Origin of the sequence: Rugamonas apoptosis, from assembly GCF_014042355.1 — a bacterium.
Classification (GTDB): Bacteria; Pseudomonadota; Gammaproteobacteria; order Burkholderiales; family Burkholderiaceae_D; genus Rugamonas; species Rugamonas apoptosis.
Genome location: NZ_JACEZU010000008.1, coordinates 181,757 through 199,085, shown reverse-complemented (window position 1 = coordinate 199,085; position 17,329 = coordinate 181,757). Strand labels below are relative to the sequence as shown.

At 66.4% G+C, this 17,329-nt stretch carries 13 protein-coding genes; 9 read left to right on the top strand and 4 right to left on the bottom strand.

All coding sequences use genetic code 11. The features are described from left to right. Positions 1–121: 121 nt before the first annotated feature. From H3H39_RS17165 to H3H39_RS17135, 7 genes are all read left to right on the top strand, one after another. Positions 122–547, top strand: a complete 426-nt coding sequence (locus H3H39_RS17165; RefSeq protein ID WP_182154740.1) for a type IV pilin protein — start codon at positions 122–124, stop codon at positions 545–547. Then, positions 535–1,155 (top strand): pilus assembly FimT family protein, encoded by a 621-nt coding sequence (locus H3H39_RS17160; RefSeq protein WP_182154738.1) that lies wholly within the window; start codon positions 535–537, stop codon positions 1,153–1,155. Before H3H39_RS17165 ends, H3H39_RS17160 begins: the two co-directional genes overlap by 13 nt. Continuing rightward, positions 1,152–1,574, top strand: a complete 423-nt coding sequence (gene pilV, locus H3H39_RS17155; protein ID WP_182154736.1) for a type IV pilus modification protein PilV — start codon at positions 1,152–1,154, stop codon at positions 1,572–1,574. Before H3H39_RS17160 ends, pilV begins: the two co-directional genes overlap by 4 nt. A 1-nt stretch (position 1,575) precedes the next feature. Further along, a complete protein-coding gene (locus H3H39_RS17150) occupies positions 1,576–2,763 on the top strand; it encodes a PilW family protein (protein WP_182154734.1) in 1,188 nt (395 codons plus the stop codon). Beyond that, the gene (locus tag H3H39_RS17145) at positions 2,760–3,353 is read left to right on the top strand and encodes a pilus assembly PilX family protein (protein ID WP_229218107.1); all 594 of its coding nucleotides are present in this window, start codon (positions 2,760–2,762) and stop codon (positions 3,351–3,353) included. The genes H3H39_RS17150 and H3H39_RS17145 overlap by 4 nt, the downstream gene beginning before the upstream one ends. A gap of 26 nt (positions 3,354–3,379) precedes the next feature. Beyond that, complete coding sequence (locus tag H3H39_RS17140) at positions 3,380–8,002, top strand: PilC/PilY family type IV pilus protein (RefSeq protein WP_182154730.1); 4,623 nt, start codon at positions 3,380–3,382, stop codon at positions 8,000–8,002. A gap of 181 nt (positions 8,003–8,183) precedes the next feature. Next, positions 8,184–9,851, top strand: a complete 1,668-nt coding sequence (locus H3H39_RS17135) for a peptide chain release factor 3 (protein WP_182154728.1) — start codon at positions 8,184–8,186, stop codon at positions 9,849–9,851. A gap of 73 nt (positions 9,852–9,924) precedes the next feature. Here the strand turns inward: H3H39_RS17135 and H3H39_RS17130 are convergent, their stop codons facing one another. The 4 genes from H3H39_RS17130 to H3H39_RS17115 form a co-directional block, all read right to left on the bottom strand. Then, the gene (locus H3H39_RS17130) at positions 9,925–11,817 is read right to left on the bottom strand and encodes a putative bifunctional diguanylate cyclase/phosphodiesterase (protein WP_182154726.1); all 1,893 of its coding nucleotides are present in this window, start codon (positions 11,815–11,817) and stop codon (positions 9,925–9,927) included. Continuing rightward, positions 11,814–12,410, bottom strand: a complete 597-nt coding sequence (locus tag H3H39_RS17125) for a YfiR family protein (RefSeq protein WP_182154724.1) — start codon at positions 12,408–12,410, stop codon at positions 11,814–11,816. The genes H3H39_RS17130 and H3H39_RS17125 overlap by 4 nt, the downstream gene beginning before the upstream one ends. A 4-nt stretch (positions 12,411–12,414) precedes the next feature. Then, on the bottom strand, positions 12,415–14,436 hold the full coding sequence (locus tag H3H39_RS17120) for a TonB-dependent receptor plug domain-containing protein (RefSeq protein WP_182154722.1): 2,022 nt from the start codon (positions 14,434–14,436) through the stop codon (positions 12,415–12,417). Positions 14,437–14,622: 186 nt separating this feature from the next. Beyond that, on the bottom strand, positions 14,623–14,961 hold the full coding sequence (locus tag H3H39_RS17115; RefSeq protein WP_182154720.1) for a hypothetical protein: 339 nt from the start codon (positions 14,959–14,961) through the stop codon (positions 14,623–14,625). Between the two features lie 195 nt (positions 14,962–15,156). On the opposite strand from H3H39_RS17115, the gene H3H39_RS17110 reads away from it, so the two are divergent. Continuing rightward, the gene (locus tag H3H39_RS17110; RefSeq protein ID WP_182154718.1) at positions 15,157–15,594 is read left to right on the top strand and encodes a cache domain-containing protein; all 438 of its coding nucleotides are present in this window, start codon (positions 15,157–15,159) and stop codon (positions 15,592–15,594) included. A 54-nt stretch (positions 15,595–15,648) separates the two neighbouring features. Beyond that, positions 15,649–17,298, top strand: coding sequence for a methyl-accepting chemotaxis protein (locus tag H3H39_RS17105; protein ID WP_182154716.1), 1,650 nt, complete (start codon positions 15,649–15,651; stop codon positions 17,296–17,298). Positions 17,299–17,329: the final 31 nt, after the last annotated feature.

The window sequence follows — 17,329 nt, the reverse complement described above, 5'->3', positions numbered from 1 at the left end:
CGCTGTCAGGAATTTGTCAGCATTTCCTCAGGGAAATGCAAGCTTGGCGCGCTACCATACTCGCAAGCACAGTGGTTTGCCGGCAATGGGCCGGCCAGCACTATCCTCGGGAGCGCGGCACATGAAACGCATCAAGAACGGTTTTACCCTGATCGAAGTCCTCGTCACGGTGGTGATCGTCGGTATTTTGATGGCGGTCGCCATGCCTGCCTATAACGACTACGTGATCCGCGGCCGCTTGACGGAAGCGTTCTCGGCCCTGGGCGCGGCGCAGCCGGCAGCCGAACAGTTCTGGTCCAACGGCCGCACCTACGTGGGCTTCGACACGGTCGTCAATTTTCCGGCCGCCACCGCCAACTTCACCTATGCGCTGAGCGGCGCTTCCGCCTCGGCCTACACCTTGACGGCGACCGGCATCGGCAAGATGGCCGGCTTCGTCTACACCATAGACCAGAACGGCACCCGCGCCACCACAGCCAGCCCGGCCGGCTGGGGCACCAACGGCACCTGCTGGGTCGATCACAAGGGTGGATCATGTTCCAATTAAACAAGGGCTTCACGCTGCTCGAGGTGCTGATCACGCTCACGGTGTTCGCCGTGATGCTGGCGGTCGGCATCCCGGCCATGAGCACCTGGGTGCTCACCAGCAAGGTGCGCTCGGCCAACGAGTTTTACCTGGAAGGCTTCAGCATGGCGCGGCGCCAGGCCGTGAGCCACAACGCGGCCAGCCGCATCGTGCTGACCGCCAACGCCAACAGCGGCCAGATGGACTGGCAGGTGGACATCTGCTTCCCCCAGCCCGGCCTGCCTTGCAATGACGGCGCCGGTGGCTGGTCCACTACGGCGGCCCCGGCCGCCAACGATCCGGAAGGGGCCAACGGCTACAAATCCGTGTTCCGCGCGGCCGACAGCCTGCCGTCCACCGACGTGCTGACGCCGAGCTATGCGCCCGACGGCGCCTCGAAAGTCTATTACACGGCGCTGGGCTGGGTCGACACCAGCTACGCGCTGAACCTGACGCGCATCCGGCTCGACCCCGACCCGGTGTATGTCAAGGCCGTCCCCACCGTGGCGGTGGTCGTCACGCTGGCCGGCATGGCCAGCAAGTGCGACCCCACTGTGGCGGCCGGCGATTCGCGGGGGTGCCCACCATGAAGACCATCCCCTTGCGCCGCCAGGCCGGCGTGGCCCTGCTGGAAGTGATGCTGGCCGTACTGTTGCTGGGCATAGGCTTGCTGGGCACCATAGGCTTGCAGGCGCGCGCCTATTCGGCCCTGTCCGACGCCAGCATGCGGGCCGAGGCCACCATGGCCACGGAAAAACTGCTGGGCGTGATGAACGCGGACTTGCCCAACGTGGCCGCCGGCAGCTATGTGTTCGATGGCGTGGCCGCGCCCAGCACGGCGCTGGCGCCGTGGGTGGCGGAAACCCAGACCTTTATTCCGGGCGCCAAGATCACGGTGGCCGTGGTGGGCCAGAACCGGCGCTACCAGGTCGACATCGCCATTCGCTGGAAACGCAAGAATGGCGCCGACGAAAATGTACACCGCGTCACTTCCTACATCGGTTTCTGATATGACGAACTCTCTCTCCTTATACCGGCGCGGCGGCTTCTCGCTGGTTGAACTGATGGTCAGCGTGGTGGTGGGCATGCTGGCGCTGCTGTTCGCCACGCGCCTGATTACCAACGCCGAGATCAACCGCAACGCCTCGCTGGGCGGTTCGGACGCCATGCAGAACGGCATGTTGGCGCTGTTTTCCATGCAAAACGACGCCTCCCAGGCCGGCTGGGGCTTGAACGACACCCTGGTGGCCGGCTGCGATACCGTGTTTACCGACGCCAACGGCTACACGCTGGCGCCGGTGCCCCGCAACGGCGCCAACATCACGCCCATGTCGGCCGTGATCATCGAGAATGGCGGCGCCAATCCGGATCGCATCAGCTTCTACACCGGCAATTCGGCGGCCGCCGTGGGCTCGGTGAAGAACACGGCCGCCTACGCCGGCGGCAGCAGCATCCGCACCACCTCGCGCCCGCCCTACAACTTCACCCCGGGCGACGTGCTGCTGGTGGCGCCGGAACCGGCCGGCGCCGGCAAGTGCGCGCTGGCCCAGGTGGCCTCCATCCTGGCCGCGCCCAATGACGACACCATCGACTTTTCGCCAAGCGCCGCTTACCGTTACAACACGGCCGCGGGCCTGGGCGCCAATTTCGGGCCCGGCCAGGCCCGCATCTACAACCTGGGGCAGGGCAGCCGGCTGGCCTTCCACACCTGGTCGGTCAACAACGGCATCCTGTTGCTGCGCGCCACCGACCTGGCCGGCGCCTCGCAGCAGGCCGTGTCGGTGATCGACAACGTGGTGTCCATCAAGGCCCAGTACGGCTTCGACACGCGCGTGTTGGCCAGCTACGATCCGGCGCCCGACAAGAACGGCATCCAGGTGGGACAGTGGAGCAGCATCATGATCAACGCCGACAACGACGCCGACAATGGCGGTGCCGGCGACTTCCAGCGCATCGCGGCGGTGCGCATCGCCGTGGTGGCGCGCAGCAAGAGCGCGGAAAAGCCGGGCAGCAACGGCCAGTGCACGGCCACCACGGTGCAGCCGCAAGTGTTTACCAGCGCGGCGCCGGCCGGCGTGGCGGCTGTGCCGATCGCCGTCAATGTGGCCGTGGCGGGCGACCCCATCAGCTGGAAGTGCTACCGCTACCGGGTGTTCGAAACCATCGTATCGTTGCGTAACGCGGAATGGAGGCCATGATGTCGCTGCCACGCTCCCGCCGCCAGGCTGGCGTCGCCTTGCCGGTGATGCTGATCATGCTGACCGTGATGCTGGTCAGCAGCATCTACCTGCTCAAGTCGAGCACCTCGACCACCCTCACGACGGCCAACCTGGCCTATGATTCCTCGCTCAGCAAGGCGGCCGACCTGGGCGTGCACACGGCCTTCGCCTGGCTCAAGGGCTTGCCCAGCAAGGCGGTGCTCAACAACAACGTGCCCGCCCAGGGCTATGTGGCCACCCTGAACGGGGCCTGGACCGTCAGTTCGCCCCAGTTCTGGGCCGGTTCCGTCACCATCGCCGACACGGCCGGCAACCAGGTCCAGTACGTGATTCACCGCATGTGCGATTTCGCTGGTCTGTACAACGACGTCGGTCCGCCCAAGAACAACTGCATGCTCAGCGCCGCCAAGTCCGACGTGGCCGCGCCCACCCCGGTGGGCTCCAGCCTGGCGTCGAACGCGCCCAGTTACCAGGGCCAGCCGCAACTGCATTACGTGGTCACGGCGCGCATCTCCGGCCCACGGGGCGGCAATGTGGTCACCCAGGCTGTTGTGATGATGGGGCCGTAAGGCTGCTTTTTCAGATAGGAATCAACATGAAAACCTTGCCGACTTACGTACGCGCCGCGCTGCGCGCCTGCCTGCCGCTGTTGCTGGCATCCCCGCTCATGGCCTGGGCTGGCCAGACCCAGATCGCCCAGGTGCCCTTGCTCAACATCACGGGCACGGGCACCGTCAAACCCAATCTGATGCTGTTGTTCGACAATTCCGGCTCGATGGACCAGTCCTACACGCCGGACTATGTGAACGACAACCTGTGCCGCTCCAGTTCCACCCTGGCCCAGGGGGTGATGGCCTGCAACGTGGGCCATCCGCCGTTCATGAGCCCGGACTTCAACAAGCAGTACTACAATCCGGCCATCCGTTACCAGCCGCCCATCAAGTCCGATGGCACCTATTATCCGGAGCAGACCTCGGCCAACACCAGCGCCTGGACCGTGGTCAGCGGCGACGGCTTCAACGCCCACAAGACGGACTTATACGGCAGCAGTTCGACCGCCATCAACCTGATCAGCGGCTTCCCCGACTTGAAGTGGTGCGACCCCAGCAATAGCTCGTCGTGCCACACCAACACGGCCGGCTACACCTATCCCGACAACACCTTCACCAGCGCCACCGCCATCAGCACCGGGCCGTATTACTACACCATCGGCGTGGCCCAGTACTGCACCGATACCACCATGACGAGCTGCGTGTCGACCTCGGTGGGAGCGGCGGCGCCGTCCGGTTATCCGATACCGGTCAAGGTGCGCTGGTGTAACAATACTTTGCTTACCAATTGCCAGGCCAAGCGGGTGGGCGCCTACATCTACCCCAATTATTCGACCGCCTCCGGCGCCAACGCCTCTTATGGCACCATCGCCATCGGCGCCTCGGCTTCCTCGTCCTCGCTCACCATCACCTCGGTGACCATTCCCGACCCCAGCACGGCGCGCACCATCACCAACGGCACCGTGACAGCCAGCACCGGTACCAACACCGCCATCAAGCAGCAGAACATGGCCGCCGCCCTGGCCGCCAGCATCATCGCCAAGACCGGCCTGACCAATCAGTACTACGCCTGCGTCAAGACGGCCAACAGCGGCCAGCCTTCCGTGCCCACCTGTTCCAGCGCGTTCGGCATCAACCTGACGGCCGACAACGTGGTGGCCGTGGTGCCCGTCATTTGCAGCGGCACCAAATCGCTCGCTAACTGCGTGACGGTGACGGACAATTCGCGCACCGGCTGGGGCATCACCGTCACGGCGCCCACCGTCACGCCCACGCCGGCCACCACCGGCGTGCCGCCCACGGCGCTGTTGCAGGCCGCCGGCACCACCCCCAACAGCGGCAGCCCCACGGTCACCAACATCAAGCTGGGCTCGACGACGGTGGCCAGCAACGTGGCCATCGGCAAGAACGTCACGGCCGTCAACACCATTTCCAAGCTGGTGACGGCGATTGGCGCCACCGGCACCATCCGCGCCTATGCGGGCGGCAATGCCGTCACCGCCATCTGCGCGGCCGCCACGCCCGACTATCTGTGCCTGATCGACACGGCCGCCGCCACCAACGGCGCCGCGCCAACGGGCACCGGCCTGAGCAATGTGACCTTCACCGGCACGGCCGCCACCAGCTCGCCCGATGCCATCCCCACCACGACGGCGGCGTTGTCGTCCGGCTCGGGCGCGCCCAGCACGTTTGCGCGCGTCAACCTGGTGACGGGCCAGACCTATCCCAAGGGAGTCGACCGGGTCGATTGCGTGGCCTCGGCCGGGGTCTGCACCTACACGGAGGAGATGACCAACTTCGCCAACTGGTATGTGTACTACAAGACCCGTCTGCAAATGATGAAGACCTCGGTCGGCATCGCCTTCTCGGCCATCACTTCCAACTACAAGGTGGGCTACGTCAAGCTGTCCAACGCGGGCGCGGGCGCGGCCATCGACATGGTGCCGGCTGACTTCACGGGCTCGGCCCGTTCCACCTGGTACACCACGCTGTACAACACCACCACCTCCGGCTCGACGCCGATCCGCGGGGCGATGGACAACGTGGGCCGTATGTTCGCCAACCTGACGCCGTACAACTATGCGGCCGGCTCGGAAGTGGTGCAGTACCCATGCCAGCAGAATTTCATGATCCTCACGACGGATGGCTACTGGAACGGCAGCTCCACCAACAACGTGGTCAACAACGACAACGTGGAGAATGCGAGCCGCTTCTGCACCTACGCGCGCGGCTGCGTGGACACCCGCGCCCAGACCCAGCCATCCATTTCCGACGTCTCGCTGCACTGGTATAACGGCGGTTCGGACACCGGTACCATATCGCTGCGCCCGCCGCTGGAGCCGGACATGAGCAAGCCCGGCTCGGTGCCGGCCGGAGCGGGCGAGAACACCCACCTGCACATGAACACCTACACGCTGGGCCTGGGCGTGGACGGGGTGATGTCGTATGAACCCAACTACGACACGGCGCCTAAGGCGGGCGGCGACTTCTACAACCTGATCACGCGCGCCACCTCCGGCTGCCCATGGAACGGCGGCGGCGCCTACGTCTGGCCCGATCCGGATGTGACCAACACCGCCAGCACGGTGCAGGAACGGGTGGATGACTTGTGGCACGCGGCCATCAACGGCCACGGCAAGTACTTCAGCGCCTCGCAGCCCAAGGAAGTGGTGCAGGGCTTGAGCGCGGCGCTGGCCAACATGCAGATCCGCCTGGGCGCGGCGGCAGCGGCGGCCACCTCCACGCCCAACATCTCGCTGCAGGATAACGACATCTTCTCGGACACCTTCACCACCGTGAAGTGGTACGGCGAACTGTCGGACAAGAAGATCGACCCCACCACCGGCGACGTGAGCACGGCCTACACCTGGATCAGCTCCGACACGGTGGGCAAGAAGGTGGCCGCCAGCACGGACACCCGCAAGATATTGATGCTGGACCAGTCCAACACGGCCCTCACCGATTTTTACTACAGCAACATGTCCGACCTGCAGAAGACGTGGTTCGATAACAAGTGCGCGGCCCTGTCCCAGTGCACGCTGCTGTCGGCGGCCGACAAGGGCATCGTCAACACCGGCGACAACCTGATCGGCTGGCTGCGCGGGCAGCAGCAGTACGCCGACAACAACCGCTTCCGCGCCTACACGATGACCTCCAACACGCCGGCCGGCGCCACCGGCCCGGTGCCCATCGTGCTGGGCGATATCGCCTCGTCCAAGCCGGCCTACCTGCGTGACCCGCGCAAGAACTATCCGGACGCCAGCTATGCCCAGTTCAAGACCGACAAAGCGGGGCGTGCCGGCACCGTGTTCACGGCCGCCAACGATGGCATGCTGCACGCGTTCAGCGCCGCCACCGGCGATGAGCTGTGGGCCTATGTGCCGCGCATCACCCAGCGCAAGCTGTACGCGCTGGCCGGCACGACCTACGGCACCAACCACCAGTTCACCACGGACGGCTCGCCCGAACTGGCCGACGTCAAGCTGGGCGCCAATTGGGCCTCGGTGCTGGTGGCGGGCCTGAACGGGGGCGGGCGCGGCTACTACGCGCTCGATGTGACCGACCCCGCCAATCCGCAGGCGCTGTGGGAACTGTGCGCCGATTCGGCCGTGTGCGCCCACAGCGATGCCGATATTGGCCTGACCTTCGGCAACCCGCAATTCGGCGTGTGGGGCGGCAAGTGGGTGGTGTTCCTCACGTCCGGCTACAACAACGTGCCGGGCGCCGACGGCGTGGCCGGCGGCAGCGGCCTGGGCTACCTGTTCATCGTCGACGTCAAGACCGGCGCCATCCTGAAGAAGATCTCCACCGGTTCGGGCGACACCACCACGCCATCGGGCCTGGCCAAGATCACCTCGATCAGCACCGATCCCAATATCGACCCCAACACCACCTACATCTACGGCGGCGACAACCAGGGCCAGATGTGGCGCTTTGACCTGACCAACGTCACCGGTGCCGTGACGGTGCTGAAAATGGGCGACGCCAGCGCCACCAAGCCCATCACCACCCGGCCCGACGTGACCCTGTGCGAAGTGCAGACCACCACCACCACCGGCGGCGTGACCACCACCACCACCAGTGCCCAGCGTGTGGTGTTGTTCGGCACCGGGCGGCTGCTGGACCTGCCCGACATCTCCAATACGGACACCCAGAGCCTGTACCTGCTCAAGGACAGCGGCAGCACCATCGCCAACATCCGTGGCGCCACCATGGTGCAGCAGACCCTGAGCCTGGCCGGATCTAGCAGCAACAGCAATACCTACGCCATTACCAGCAACCCGGTCGACTTGAGTCAGAAGGATGGCTGGTTCTTCGACTGGAGCCTGAATCCCGGCGAACGCATGAACCTCGATCCGCAGATCGTCAGCGGGGTGGCCAACGTGGTGACCAATATCCCGTCCTCCTCGTCCTCGTGCCAGGTGGGTGGTTCCAGCAACGCCTACCAGGTCGACGTCTGCACCGGCAACGCCATTCCCGGCAACCCGGCCGGCGCCACGCTGTCGAACACCTCGGCGGCGGTGGGCTTCATCATCATCCGCCTGCCGGCGGGCGGCCTGAAAATGATCTCCACCATGGCCACCGGGGAAACCAAGACCACCTCGCTGCAGGAACTGAAGTCGGCCGAGGCGCACCGGGTGGGCTGGCGCCGGGTCAAGGGCGAGTAAGGCAAAGTAAGGCAAAGTAAGGCGCCAAAGGATGGCGCCAGGTCACAGGGCGCGCGGACTGGTTCGTTGCGCGCCCCGTGAGCGCTTCGTGAGGGGCGCGCGCCCGCAAACAGTTCACACGAAAGAGCCAACTGCCGGTAAAATCGAGGGTTTTTTGCGGGGCCATATTATGGTCACCAATATGGCAAACGATACCGAAAACACAACACCAGACCAGATCGCCGACGCAGCCCCCGAGGCCAGCGCCAAAACCCCCGCCCTGATCGCGCGCGAAGTGCAGCGCCGCCGCACCTTCGGCATCATTTCCCACCCCGATGCCGGTAAGACCACGCTGACGGAAAAACTGCTGCTGTTCTCGGGCGCGATCCAGATGGCCGGCACCGTCAAGGCCCGCAAGAGCGGCCGCCACGCCACGTCGGACTGGATGGAGATCGAGAAGCAGCGCGGCATTTCCGTGGCCTCCTCGGTGATGCAGTTCGAATTCCGCGACCACGTCATCAACCTGCTCGACACCCCCGGCCACCAGGACTTCTCGGAAGATACCTATCGCGTGCTGACGGCGGTGGATTCGGCGCTGATGGTGATCGACGCGGCCAAGGGTGTGGAAGCGCAGACCATCAAGCTGCTCGACGTGTGCCGCATGCGCAATACGCCCATCGTCACCTTCATGAACAAGATGGACCGCGAGACGCGCGATCCGCTGGAACTGCTGGACGAGCTGGAGTCGGTGCTCAAGATCCAGTGCGCGCCCGTCACCTGGCCTATCGGCATGGGCAAGAACTTCCGCGGCGTGTACCACCTGCTCAAGGACGAGATCATGCTGTTCAAGGCCGGCGAGGAAAAGGCCGACGGCGCGTTCGAGATCATCAAGGGCATAGCCAATCCCCGCCTGCAGGAGATGTTCCCGCTGGAGATGGACCAGCTGCGCATGGAAGTGGAGCTGGTGCACGGCGCCTCGCATCCATTCAACCTGGAGCAGTTCCTGTCCGGCGTGCAGACCCCCGTGTTCTTCGGCTCGGCCATCAACAACTTCGGCGTGCGTGAAATCCTGTCGGCGCTGGTGGACTGGGCGCCCGCGCCCCGTGAGCGCGACGCCACCGTGCGCGTGGTCGATCCGGTCGAGCAGCCGTTCACCGGCTTCGTGTTCAAGATCCAGGCCAATATGGACCCGGCCCACCGCGACCGCATCGCCTTCCTGCGCGTGTGCTCGGGACGTTTCGAGCGCGGCATGAAGGTCAAGCATTTGCGCCTGGGGCGCGAGATCAAGGTGTCGTCCGTGGTGACGTTCATGGCGTCCTCGCGCGAACAGGTGGAAGAGGCCTACGCTGGCGACATCATCGGCTTGCCCAACCACGGCAACATGCAGATCGGCGACAGCTTCTCGGAAGGCGAGATGCTGACCTTCACCGGCATCCCGTACTTCGCGCCGGACTTCTTCCGTTCGGTACGCATCCGCAACCCGCTCAAGATCAAGCAGCTGCACAAAGGCTTGCAGCAGCTGGGCGAGGAGGGCGCGGTGCAGGTGTTCAAGCCGGTGCAGGGCGGAGAGCTGGTGCTGGGCGCCGTCGGCGTGCTGCAGTTCGAAGTGGTGGCCAGCCGTTTGATGAACGAATATGGCGTGGACGCCGTGTTCGAAGGCACCAGCATCAGCAGCGCACGCTGGGTGTCGAGCGACGACAAGAAGGCGTTGTCCGATTTCGAATCGGCGCTGGGTCACAACGTGGCGTACGATGCGGCCGGCAACATGGCTTACCTGGCCACGTCTTCCGTCAACCTGCGCCTGACGGAAGAGCGCTGGCCCAAGCTGAAGTTCCACGCCACCCGCGAGCACTCGGCCAAGCTGGCCTGATCCAGGGCCGACATATTCGGGGCAGAAAAAATCGGGGTTCGTCCCCGATTTTTTTTTGCCTCTTTTGTTCTGTTCAGGCAGCGAGGAACTGGCGTCGTTCGGACAGCAGACGCTCCAGCATTTCCGGCGCCATCGGCTTGGCGAAGTAGTAGCCTTGCATGACGTCGCAGCCGGCCTCGCGCAGGAAGGATACCTGCTGTGCCGTCTCGACCCCTTCCGCCACCACCTTTAAATTCAAGCTGTGCGCCATGGCGATGATGGCCGTGGCGATGGCGGCGCCGTCGCCGGGCACGTCGTTGACGAAGCTGCGGTCGATTTTCAACTGGTCGATGGGGAAGCGCTTCAGGTAGGACATTGATGAGTAGCCCGTGCCGAAGTCGTCGATCGACAAATGAATGCCGGCCGTCTGGATCTGCTGCATCAGGGCCAGGTTGGCATGCACGTTCTCCATCAGCACCCCTTCCGTGATCTCCAGTTCCAGCAATGCAGGCGGCAGCCCCGTCTCGTCCAGGATGGCGCGGATGTCGGCCATCAAATCGCTGTCGCGCGTCTGGCAGGCGGACAGGTTGACGGCCACGTGGCTGATCTCGTCGAGCAGGCCGGCCGCGTGCCAGGCGGCCGCCTGGCGGCAGGCTGTCTGCAGCACCCAGCGCCCCAGCGGCACGATCACGCCGCTTTCTTCCGCCACGGGGATGAATTCGGCCGGGCTGACCGAGCCCAGTTCCGGGCAGGTCCAGCGGGTGAGCACTTCCAGCCCCGTCATGCGGCCGCTGCGCACGTCGACCTGGGGTTGGTAGTGCAGGCTCAGTTCATCGTTCTCCAGCGCGCGGCGCAGGTTCGCTTCCAGCTGGAGCCGCTTGCGGGCCAACTGCTCCATCTCCGGCTTGAACGTTTCGTAATCGTTCTTGCCCCGGTTCTTGGCGTAGTACATGGCCGTGTCGGCGCCGCGCATGAGCGCCTGCTCGTCGCGCGCGTGCTGGGGATAGACGTTCACGCCGATGCTGGCGCTCACGTACAGCAGGTGGTGCTCCAGCTGGAACGGGGTGGCCAGCGCGTGCAGGATCTTGCGCGCCACGGCGTCCGGCTCCGTCTCGTCCTCGTGCGGCTCGACGATGACGACGAATTCGTCACCGCCGATGCGGCAAATGACATCAGTGCTGCGCAAGGTATCTGTCAGGCGCTGCGCCACCAACTGCAACAGGGCGTCGCCGCTGTTGTGGCCCAGCGTGTCGTTGACCACCTTGAAGTTGTCCAGGTCGAGCAGCAGCAGCACCACGCTGGTTTCCTGCCGCTCCGCGTGCTCCAGCGCCGTGGCCAGCCTGTCGTTGAAGGCGTTGCGGTTGGGCAGGGCGGTGATGGGGTCGACGTGGGCCAGGTAATGCAAGTGGTCCTCGGCCCGCTGCACGGCGCGCCGCATGCGCGCCACCAGCAGCCAGGCCAGCGCGTAGGAGCCGGCCGCCACCACCAGCGTGAAGCCGGCGAAGCTGGCCAGGCGTTCAAACAGCGGCGTCATCGTGGCGCGGATCAGCACCGTGCCGATGCGCGCGCCGTTGGCGCTCACAGGTTCCGTCACTTCCACGTGGCGCGCGCTGAACGCATGATGTGCGGGCGGCAGTGGCGGGCCGGCGAGGGGCAGGGCGCTGGTGGGCAGGCGCTGGTAGCTGGCCAGCAGCGCGCCGGCCGGCCCGTAGATGGCGGCGCTCTGCACGTGGGGCGAAGCGGCCAGGCCGGCCAGCGTTTCGGCGCCGGCGCGGCGGTCCTGGAACATCAGGGCGGCGCTGCTGTTGCTGCCCACGATGCGGGCCTGCACCTGCAAGTCGTCCACCAGGGCGCCGCGCAGGGCGATGAACTGGACCACGATCAGCAGCACCCCGGCCAGTGCCAGCGCGGCACCGGCGGCCAGCATGTTCAAGTGCGCCACGCGCCGGCCCAGTGCGCGGGTGGAGATCCTGGCGCGGGCGATCATTGCACGCTCCTGGCCAGGCGCAGCAGCTTGGAGCTGATGGTCAATCGGGCCAGGCGGGCGGCCGCCAGGTCGGCGTCGAACACGATGCGGGCGTGGTCCACGGTCAGCGCCAGCACGGCGCCGGCGGCGCCGATCACGCGATCGTCGGCCACCGTCAGCACGCTGGCGCCGGCCAGTTCCGGGCGCAGCGTGTGCCACCGGTCGCGGTCCTGGCCATCGAGGAACAGCACGTTGCAGGCGCGCGCACTGGCGCCGTTGCCGGGCTGGCGTAACTGTACCCGGTGGCCGTTAATCTGCTTGTCGCCCAGTGCGGCCAGGGCGCCATGCAAGGCGTTACCGGGAAAGGCGCACAGCTGCAATGGCGCGCCGCCCGGCAGGGCCTCGGCCGGCCATTCCGTGAACACGGCGAAGTTGAACACGAAGGCGGCCTTGACGTCGTATTCCGTCACCTGGGCCGACGCCAGTCCGCAGCCGCAGCAGGCCGCCAGCAGCAGGCCGCGCAGCCCCAGTCGCGCCAGCGCGCGCAGCCCCAGTCGCCGCGGCGCGCGCGGCGGCCGGTCGGCGTGGGGGAACGGGGCGGGGCGGCTGGTCATGGCGTCAGTAGTCGACGGTGAGGCGGGCGCTCAGCCGCCGGCCATCCTGGGTCACGGTATCGAGCACTTGCGAATCGGCCACCGGGTCGGCGTAGCGCCGGTCGCCCAGGTTGCGCACGCTGAACGCGAGGTCCGTGTGGCGGGTCAGGCGCACGCTGAACAGGTTCAGGTTGGCCAGCAGGAAGCCACCCGTGCGCCCGCCGCGCACCGTGTCGCGCGGCCCCATGTATTGGGTTTCCAGCCCGGCGCGCCATGGTCCGTCCAGGGGCAGGGTGAGATTGAGCTTGGCCAGGTGGACGGGCGAATCGACGGTGTCGGCGCCGTCCCGGTGCACGCGCTGCCAACTGTAGCTGGCGCGCAGCCGGGCCTCGGGGCTCCAGTTGTGCTCATATTCGGCCTCCAGTCCGCGCGCCGAGGGCGTGCCGGTGTTGAGGAAGATGGGCAGGCCGCTGGCCGCATCCGTCACTTGCGAGATCAGGCCCGACACGTCGTTATGGAACATGCTGACGGTCAGGCGGCGGCTGGCTTGCCACTGGCGAGTCAGCACCAGTTCCGTACTGCGGATGCGCTCGCGCGCCAGCGCCGGGTTGGCCAACTGGCCGCCGTCACCGATGAAGGCGTAGTAGCGCTCGTAGATGTTGGGCGTGCGGTAGGCGCTGCCGTAGATGGCCTTGAGGGTGGTGTCGGGCGCCAGTTGGTCGATCAGCGCCACGCGCGGATTGAATACGCCGCCGGTGCTGGTGTGGTGGTCGTAGCGCAGGCCGGCGTTCAGCAGCAGCGGCGCGGCCAGCCGCAGCTCGTCGGCCAGGAACAGACCATAGCGCTGGCCGGCGTGGTTTTCGTTCAGGTAGGACTGGTAAGGCGCCAGATCATAGTTGAGCAGCCGCAGCCGGTAGTCGTGCTGGTATTCGGCGCCCACCATCAGCTTGTGGCCGGCCACGGCGGTTGACAACATGCGCGCCTCGGCGCCCCACCAGCGGCCGTTGCTCAAGTCGCGGTTGAGGGTGCGCTCGGCGTTGTCGGTGACGTAGTCGCCCAGCGAATCGTAGCTGCCCCAGTACAGGCGCGCGCTCAGTTCCGTGGCCGGCGCCACCGTGTCGCGGTAATCGAGGCTGACGTAGTTCTGGGTGTCGACGGTGTGCGAGCGCGGGTCGTTGAAAGCCTGGCTGAACGAGGCGGTGGGCACGCCCTTGGGCCGGTCGCCGTGCAGCAGCGACAGCGTGAATGGGCCGCTGATGGCCTTGGCGTACAGCCGCTGCGAGGTTTCGTAATCGAGGCCGTGGGCCACGCCGTTGTTCTGCTGCGGCGTATCGTAGACGGCGTAGTACTGGTCGCGGCCGTCGCTCTTGTAGCGGCTGGCGGCCAACAGCAGCTCGTTGCCGTGGCCGTCGCGCCAGCCGTAGCTGCCGGTGCCGCGCCGGCTGCCGGCCTGGCCGCCGTCCACGGTGGCGCGCACCCCTTCCAGTTCCTGGGGCCGGCGCGTGATCACGTTGATCACGCCGAAGAAGGCGTTGGCGCCGTACACGGACGAGCCGGGGCCGGACACGTATTCGATCCGCTCCACCAGTTCCAGGTCGAGCGGGAATTCCTCGCCCAGCGGGGCCTGGTCGTAGACGGCGTCGTTGATGCGGTTGCCGTCGATCTGGACCAGGAAGCGGGTGTTGTAGTCGCCCGGGCGCAGGAAGCCGCGCGCGCCCAGGTAGCTGTAGTTGCGGTCGTAGCTCACGTACAGGCCGCGCACGCTGCGCAGCACGTCGGCCAGGGTCCGCCAGCCGTAGGCACGGATGTCGCCAGCGCTGATCACGGTCACATTGGACGGTGCTTCGCTGGTCTGCTGGCTGTAGCGCGAGGCGCTGTAGACGTCGAGCGCCAACAACTGCTCCAGCGGCAGCGTCGTCAAGTCCTGGTCGCCGCCGGGCGTGATGGCGCCGGCGGCTGGCGCGCGCACGCCCAGCAACAGCAGCAGGGCGGCCGCCTGGCCGGCCCGGATCGCGGCGGCCCGTGCGGGCCGGAATGTGTTAGTCATGCATGGGTTCCAGGGAAGGAAACAGGCAGGCCGGAACCTTCAAGGTGTTGCGACTGATGGTCAATAATCTACTCCGGTATGGTGACAGTTCCCGGGGAGAAAGTACAGTCTGGCCATGGGAGCAGCGCAACATAATTATCTTGGCAGTAATCACTATGTGGCTTGTTTGATGACCTGGGGTCGTCCTCATGGCTGCGGGCGTGGGCTGGCCAGGAACGAGTCCGCCACGCTGCCTATCCAACAGACGGTGCACACGGCCAGCGCCACGCCGGGCCCGGCACCACCCATCCCGGCCTCGGTCACCCGCTGCGCGATCTGCTCGGGATCGGGCGCCAGGCTGCCATTGGCCAGTTGTTCGCTCAACGTGTTCAGCAGCGGCAGCAGGTGGCCCAGCAGGTAGGCCCAGGCCAGCGCCGTCGGCAGCAGGAAGGCGCAGCCGCGCAGGGGGCGGCGCAATACCAGCAGGTGGCCCAGGCCGGGAAATGCCAGCGCCGACCACAGTGCCGCTTTAATGGATGGTTTCATGCGACTCCAGTTGTTGGCCGCGCGTGGCAGCCGATGGATTGAGCCAGCGCAAGATTGCGGCGGACGGGACGGCGTAGATTACGACATGCGCTCAGGCAAGAACGAGTCTGGGGCCGGCCGGGGTAACGCCTCGCCGCCTATCATACCCGTCCGGCGGCGCGGCCGGGATGCGGGACATCCACAAGAGGAACCACCATGAACAAGCTGCTGTATGTGGCATTGTTGTTGTGTTGTCAACTTGCGCTGGCGGCGCCCGGCGAGAAGGATGCGGTGGCGCTGGCCGAGCGGGGCGCCCAGTTCGTCAAGCAGCACGGCAAGGCCGACATGATCGCCAAGATCAACAACAAGGATCCGGAATTCAACCAGGGCGCGCTGTACCTGGCCATGCGCGACCTGGACGGCATCACCGTCGCCCATCCCACCAAGGCCCTGATCGGCAAAAACCTGCTGGACGTGCCTGACGCCGACGGCAAGCCGTTCCGCCAGGAGTTGCTGGCGCTGGCCAAGGGCAAGGGCCATGGCTGGGTGGACTACAAGTTCCGCAATCCGGAGACGGGCAAGGTGGAAGCCAAGTCCACCTATGTGCTGCGGGTGGGCGACGTGGCGCTGGAGGCAGGCATCTACAAGCATTGACGGCGCGCCGGCGCGGCGGCCCGCGCCATGCTTCCTTTTCGGGTCTGGAACACTATGCTGAGCAAACTACGGATAGGTCCCAAGCTGCTGCTGGCGCCCGGCGTGGTGCTGTTGCTGCTGGTGGTGCTGTCGGCCGGCGCTTACTACGGGCTGGTGCGCCAGAACGGCTTGCTGGAAAACCTGGTGCAGCAGCGCGCCGCGCGCAGCAAGGCGGCGGCCGACCTGGTGGCCGGCGCCAACCGCGCCCACACGCAGGCGTACCAGTTGCTGACCTGGATCAACGCCAGCTTCTCCGCGCCCCGCGTGGACGCGCTGGTGCGCGAGATCCACGCGCGCCACGCGGCGCTCGACGGCCAGTACGGCAAGCTGGAACAGGCCACCGGCGCCAGCGCCGGCGAGCACGCGCTGGTGGCCGAATCGCACGCGGCCCACGCGCTGTACGTGAAGGCCATCGGCGACGTGGTGGAAATGAGCTCGGTCGACTCCTCCATGGCCACCAACGCCATGTCCAAGGCCGAGCGCGCGTTCGATGCGCTGGCCCAGCGCCTGGAACAGCTGTCGCGGCTGGAGCAAAGCCTGGGCGAACAGGCCTACCAGGACGCGCAGGCGCAGTTCCGCACCCTGTCGACCCTGTTGCCGGTGGTGGTGGCGCTGTCGATCGCGCTGTCGCTGCTGGTGACGATGGCCGTGCGCAACGCGCTGCTGAAGGAGGTGCGCGAGATCGGCGAAGCCGCCGTCGACCTGGCCGAAGGCAACCTGACCGTCAAGCAGCGCAGCTACGGCAAGGACGAGATCGCGGAAACCTCGCGCGCGCTCGACACCAGCATCCGCAACCTGAACACCACGCTGCGCACCATCCTGGCCTCGGCCCAGACCATTGACAGCGCCTCGCGCGAGATCGCGGCCGGCAACGCCGACCTGTCGGAGCGCACGGAAGCGCAAGCCAGTTCGCTGGAGGAGACGGCCAGCTCGATGCAGGAATTGACGGCCACCGTCAGCGAGACGGCCAGCAACGCGCAACTGGCCAATGAACTGGCCCGCAGCGCCACCGGTTTCGCCGTGCGCGGCGGCAGCGTGGTGCAGCGGCTGGAAGTGACGATGGCCTCGATCCGGGGCAGCTCGCGCAAGGTGGTGGAGATCGTCGGCGTGATCGACGGCATCGCGTTCCAGACCAACCTGCTGGCGCTGAACGCGGCCGTGGAGGCGGCCCGCGCCGGCGAGCATGGGCGCGGCTTCGGCGTGGTGGCCAGCGAAGTGCGCACGCTGGCCCAGCGCTCGGCCACGGCGGCGCGCGAGATCAAGGCGCTGATCGCGCAATCCGTGGCCGAGATCGAAGGGGGCAGCCGGTCGGTGGAGGAAGCCGGTGCCAGCATGGCCGATATCGTCACCTCGGTGCGCCAGGTGGGCGACATCATCAGCCAGATCAGCCAGGCCAGCGCCGAGCAGGCGGCCGGGCTGCAGGACGTCAACCACGCCATGGTCCAGATGGACCAGGTCACCCAGCAGAACATGGCGCTGGTGGAACAGGCGGCCGCCGCCGCTTGCAGCCTGCAGCAGCAAGCCGTGAGCCTGTCGCAAGCGGTCACCCTGTTCAAGCTGGACGACCCGCCCGCCCGGCCCGAGCTGGCTGTGGCCGTCGGGACGAAAAAAAACGCAGGAACGAGCCAGGTGGCCCGCCTGCGTCTGGCGTCGAATCGGCGCTGACCGCGCGGCGTCGACCGCGCGGTGCTGAAGC

Coding starts and splice junctions, on each gene's coding strand:
- H3H39_RS17165 (WP_182154740.1), top strand. CDS start 122: ATGAAACGCATCAAGAACGGTTTTACCCTGATCGAAGTCCTCGTCACG.
- H3H39_RS17160 (WP_182154738.1), top strand. CDS start 535: ATGTTCCAATTAAACAAGGGCTTCACGCTGCTCGAGGTGCTGATCACG.
- pilV (WP_182154736.1), top strand. CDS start 1,152: ATGAAGACCATCCCCTTGCGCCGCCAGGCCGGCGTGGCCCTGCTGGAA.
- H3H39_RS17150 (WP_182154734.1), top strand. CDS start 1,576: ATGACGAACTCTCTCTCCTTATACCGGCGCGGCGGCTTCTCGCTGGTT.
- H3H39_RS17145 (WP_229218107.1), top strand. CDS start 2,760: ATGATGTCGCTGCCACGCTCCCGCCGCCAGGCTGGCGTCGCCTTGCCG.
- H3H39_RS17140 (WP_182154730.1), top strand. CDS start 3,380: ATGAAAACCTTGCCGACTTACGTACGCGCCGCGCTGCGCGCCTGCCTG.
- H3H39_RS17135 (WP_182154728.1), top strand. CDS start 8,184: ATGGCAAACGATACCGAAAACACAACACCAGACCAGATCGCCGACGCA.
- H3H39_RS17130 (WP_182154726.1), bottom strand. CDS start 11,817: ATGATCGCCCGCGCCAGGATCTCCACCCGCGCACTGGGCCGGCGCGTG.
- H3H39_RS17125 (WP_182154724.1), bottom strand. CDS start 12,410: ATGACCAGCCGCCCCGCCCCGTTCCCCCACGCCGACCGGCCGCCGCGC.
- H3H39_RS17120 (WP_182154722.1), bottom strand. CDS start 14,436: ATGACTAACACATTCCGGCCCGCACGGGCCGCCGCGATCCGGGCCGGC.
- H3H39_RS17115 (WP_182154720.1), bottom strand. CDS start 14,961: ATGAAACCATCCATTAAAGCGGCACTGTGGTCGGCGCTGGCATTTCCC.
- H3H39_RS17110 (WP_182154718.1), top strand. CDS start 15,157: ATGAACAAGCTGCTGTATGTGGCATTGTTGTTGTGTTGTCAACTTGCG.
- H3H39_RS17105 (WP_182154716.1), top strand. CDS start 15,649: ATGCTGAGCAAACTACGGATAGGTCCCAAGCTGCTGCTGGCGCCCGGC.